4 protein-coding genes are annotated in these 3,881 nt (G+C 71.5%); 2 read left to right on the top strand and 2 right to left on the bottom strand.

The genetic code is table 11. The annotated features are described in order from the left end of the window. Positions 1–162 precede the first annotated feature (162 nt). Both Q0R63_RS10635 and Q0R63_RS10630 read left to right on the top strand, forming a co-directional pair. Positions 163–966 carry a class III extradiol ring-cleavage dioxygenase gene (locus Q0R63_RS10635; protein WP_295697081.1) on the top strand — a complete coding sequence of 268 codons (804 nt, stop codon included), beginning with the start codon at positions 163–165 and terminating at the stop codon, positions 964–966. Positions 967–1,144: 178 nt separating this feature from the next. After that, positions 1,145–2,566, top strand: a complete 1,422-nt coding sequence (locus tag Q0R63_RS10630) for an MDR family MFS transporter (protein ID WP_295697082.1) — start codon at positions 1,145–1,147, stop codon at positions 2,564–2,566. A 163-nt stretch (positions 2,567–2,729) separates the two neighbouring features. Here the strand turns inward: Q0R63_RS10630 and Q0R63_RS10625 are convergent, their stop codons facing one another. Together Q0R63_RS10625 and Q0R63_RS10620 are read right to left on the bottom strand one after the other, a co-directional pair. Next, positions 2,730–3,119, bottom strand: coding sequence for a VOC family protein (locus tag Q0R63_RS10625; RefSeq protein ID WP_295697080.1), 390 nt, complete (start codon positions 3,117–3,119; stop codon positions 2,730–2,732). Between the two features lie 23 nt (positions 3,120–3,142). Next, positions 3,143–3,881: helix-turn-helix domain-containing protein (locus Q0R63_RS10620; protein WP_295697079.1), on the bottom strand; the 739-nt coding region annotated here is incomplete at its 5' end.

Below are 3,881 nucleotides of genomic sequence, written 5' to 3'. Positions count from 1 at the left end.
GCCATACCCCCATGTCTTTCCCTGACCCTCGTGCAGTGGATTCGTCACGGCTCGGACGGGGGTCGGCGACAGGACTGTAACGCGTCAGCCGGGAAGTTCCTCCCATCGGACCACATCCGAGCACTAGTTGAAGATTGAACTATAGGCGGGTAGAATGTCCGCATGACGACCCAGCCGGTGCTCTACCTCAGCCACGGGGCCCCTCCGCTCGCGGACGACACGGTGTGGACGAAGGAGCTCGCGACCTGGTCCGGCGACATCGTCGAGGCCGCCGCGAAGCCCACGAACGTCCTGATGGTCTCGGCCCACTGGGAGGAGGCACCGCTCGCGCTGTCGTCCGTGACGGGCGCCCCCCTCACCTATGACTTCTGGGGCTTCCCACAGCGGTACTACGACGTCACGTATGCCGCCCCGGCCGCGCCGGAGCTCGCCGACGACGTCACCGCCCTGCTCTCGGCCGCCGGCACCACGGTGCACCGCGACGAGGCCCGCGGCCTCGACCACGGCGCCTACGTGCCGCTGGTCGAGATGTTCCCCGAGGCCGACGTGCCCGTCCTCCAGCTGTCGATGCCGACCCTCGACCCGCGGACGCTCTTCGCCATCGGCCAGAAGCTCGCCCCCCTGCGCGAGGAGGGGACGCTCATCGTCGGGTCGGGGTTCACGACGCACAACCTCAGCGGCTTCAACCCCTCGCTGGGCTCCGACTACGAGGCGCCCGCGTGGTCGAAGGAGTTCGACCAGTGGGCCAAGGAGGCGATGGAGCACGAGGACGTCGACGCGCTCCTGGACTTCCTCGACAAGGCACCGGCCGCTCACGTCGCGCACCCGCGCACCGAGCACTTCGCACCGCTGTTCGTCAGTCTCGGCGCGGCATACGCCTCGGCGGGGCAGGGCCCGATCGTCAGCCGCAGCGTCATCGACGGGTTCTGGTTCGGCCTGTCGAAGCGGTCCTGGCAGCTCGGCTGACGCCTGACCAGCCAAAGAATCACCCCTGGGGTACCCCCAGTGGTGATTCTTTGGCTGGTCAAGAAGACGCCCCTCGGGAATGAACGCGACTCCCCGGCGACTTGACCCCCCTGTGACCGGAACTTCCTCCGAGGGCGTCGGCCTGCGCTCCGAACGCGGCCCCATCCTCCTCGCCATCATGGTGTCGACGGGCGTCATCGCCATCGACGCGACCATCCTCGCGACGGCCGTCCCGTCCGTCGTCAAGGACCTCGGCGACTTCTCGCTCTTCCCGTGGCTCTTCTCGGTCTACCTCCTGGCGCAGGCCGTGTCGGTGCCGATCTACGCCAAGCTCGCGGACACCATCGGTCGCAAACCGTTGATGCTGTTCGGGATCGGGCTCTTTCTGCTCGGCTCGATCCTCTGCGGATTCGCCTGGAGCATGCCCGCCCTCATCGCCTTCCGGGCGGTCCAGGGCCTCGGGGCCGGAGCCGTCCAGCCGATGTCGATCACGATCGCCGGCGACATCTACAGCGTGGCCGAGCGCGCCAAGGCGCAGGGCTACATCGCCAGCGTGTGGGCCATCTCCTCGGTGGTCGGCCCGACCCTCGGCGGGATCTTCTCGCAGCTGAACATCTGGCGCTGGATCTTCTTCGTCAACATCCCCCTCTGCCTGCTCGCGGCCACGCTGATCTACCGCAACTTCCACGAGAAGGTGGAGCGCAGCCGGCACCGGATCGACTACCTCGGCTCGATATTGCTCACCGTGTCGATGACGCTGCTCATCCTCGGCGTCCTCGAGGGCGGCCAGGCCTGGGCCTGGACCTCCCTGGCCAGCATCGCGGTCTTCGCCGTCGGTGCCCTGCTCCTGGCGGCTTTCGTCCTCGTCGAACGCCGCGCCGCGGAGCCGGTCCTCCCGCTCTGGGTGCTGAGCCGACGTCTCCTGCTGACGACGAGCCTGTTGTCCCTCGGGGTCGGCGCCATCCTCATCGGCCTCACCTCGTTCGTCCCGACCTACCTCGAGAACGCGCTCGGCGTCGAACCCCTCGTGGCCGGGCTGGCCCTGGCCTCGCTGACCATCGGGTGGCCGATCGCCGCGACCCTGTCCGGCCGGCTGCTCTACCTGCGCTTCGGCTTCCGCCCGACGGTGCTCGTGGGCATGGTCCTCGCGGTGGCCGGGACGGCGATCCTCGCGCTCGCCGGGAGGCACCCCGGCGTCGCCGTCGTCGCCATCGCGTGCTTCACCACCGGGCTCGGGATGGGCCTGGTGGCGAGCCCGTCGCTCATCGCCGCCCAGGCGAGTGTCGACTGGCACGACCGCGGGGTGGTCACGGGCACCAACCTGTTTGCCCGCTCGATCGGCAGCGCGGTCGGCGCGGCCATCTTCGGCGCCGTCGCCAACCACGTGATCTCCGCCTCGGGCCGGCCCGAGACCGACCCGGCCACGGCGACCTCGTCGGGCACGGCGGTCTTCGTCGCCGTCCTCGTCGCGTGCGTGCTCACGGTCGCCGCCGGCCTGGCCATGCCCAAGGTGCGCGCCGACACCGCCCCGGCCGCTCCCGACGGGCGGGCCGAGCGGACCGACGTCGTCTCAGCCGAACCCGCCACCGACCGCGCCTGACCGCACCTGCCTCCCGCCTCCCCGCCTCCGCTTCTCCCCCCCACCTTCCCGCTTCTTGCTTCTGGTATGCCCTTCCTGCCCGAAATGTCGGGCCGAACGGGCACTCCGGAAGCAACAAGCCGGGGGGGGTGGCGGCGGGCGCTGAGGGCGAGCGCGGAACGCGTCAGCTGAGGGGGGCGAAGAGGTCGACGGGGGTGCCGTCGGGGTCGTGGACCACGGCATACCGCATGCCCCAGAAGGCGTCCCAGGGCTCGAGGTGGCCGCTCGCTCCGGCGGCGGTCAGCTCGGCGTATGCCGCGTCGACCTCCGCCGCGGTGTCGCAGGCGAACCCCAGGGCGACCCGGTGGCCGCCGGACGGTGGGGTCCACGACGGGTCGAAGCTCAGGATCACCTCGATGGCGTCGAAGGCGAGCCGGATACCGCCGAGGGCGACGTCGACGTGGGGCTCGGTGTCGGCGTCGGCCGGGATGTCGAGGCCGAGGCGGCGGTAGAAGGCGAGGGTGGCCGGCATGTCGGAGACGACCAGCTCGATGAGGGTGGGAGAGAGCTTCATGTCCCTGACGCTAGGCCCCCGGGTCAGGCCGCGTCTTGGACGGATCGGACGTCCCGCTCACGCCGCAGCGCGGTCGGCGTGACGCCGGTGAGGGCGCGGACGTCGCGGGCGAGGTGGGCCTGATCGGCATACCCCGTCTGCGCGGCGACGGTGGCCCAGCCCACACCACGGTCGGCGACGGCGAGCGCCCGCTGGAGCCGCAGCACCCGACCGAGGTGCTGAGGACCGTAGCCGAACACCGGTAGGGAGCGGCGGTGCAGCTGGCGCGGGCTGTAGCCGAGCACCCCGGCTGCCTCGGCGATTCCCGCCCCCCGAGCGAGCAGGGCGAGCAGCAGCGGGCCGAAGCCGTCGGCGGGCCCGCCGGGGAGAGCCCCCGACCCCTCGTCGGGGCTCGTCGCCCAGACGGCGAGCTCCCGCGCCGGGTCGCGCGCGACGCGGCCGGCCAGGATGCGAGCCCGCCGGTCGCCCCACAGCTGCTCCAGCGCGAGCGTGCTGTCGGTGAGCGCGTCGGCCGGGACGCCGAGCAGCGCCGGCCCACGACCTCCGTGCAGGCGGACCCCGATGACCGGACCGACGGAGCCCGGACCGACGGAGCCCGGAGCGACGGAGCCCGGAGCGACGGAGCCCGAGACGTGGATCCGGGCGCTGGTGTCAGGGCCTGCGACGACCAGCCGGTCACCGTCGAAGATCAGGTCGAGGCAGCCGTCGGGCAGGATGCGCTGCTCCCCCGCCGCACCAGGGTTGGACCAGACGACGACCCCC

This window comes from Lapillicoccus sp., assembly GCF_025353065.1.
Lineage (GTDB): Bacteria > Actinomycetota > Actinomycetes > Actinomycetales > Dermatophilaceae > Lapillicoccus.
This window is presented reverse-complemented; position numbering and strand designations above follow the sequence as displayed.